This window comes from Nocardia jiangxiensis NBRC 101359 (genome assembly GCF_000308615.1).
In the GTDB taxonomy this organism is placed as follows: Bacteria; Actinomycetota; Actinomycetes; order Mycobacteriales; family Mycobacteriaceae; genus Nocardia; species Nocardia jiangxiensis.
Genome location: NZ_BAGB01000030.1, coordinates 1 through 287, shown reverse-complemented (window position 1 = coordinate 287; position 287 = coordinate 1). Strand labels below are relative to the sequence as shown.

Annotated in this window: 1 protein-coding gene; it reads left to right on the top strand. The window is 73.9% G+C overall.

The annotated features are described in order from the left end of the window. Window positions 1-287, top strand: a 287-nt coding sequence (locus ON40_RS10275; RefSeq protein WP_040821039.1) for a biotin/lipoyl-containing protein, incomplete at both ends; no start/stop codon positions are given.

The following is a 287-nucleotide window of genomic DNA, read 5'->3' as shown; positions in this document are numbered from 1 at the left end:
CCGCGGCCGCGGCTCCGGCCCCCGCCGCATCCGGCACCTCGGTGAAGATGCCCGAGCTGGGCGAGTCCGTCACCGAGGGCACCGTCACCCGCTGGCTCAAGCAGGTCGGCGATTCGGTCGAGGTCGACGAGCCGCTGCTCGAGGTGTCCACCGACAAGGTCGACACCGAGATCCCCTCGCCCGTCGCGGGCACCCTGCTGGAGATCAGCGCGAACGAGGACGACGTGGTCGCCGTCGGCGGCCAGCTCGGCGTGATCGGCAGTGGCGTCCCGGCCGCGGCTCCCGCG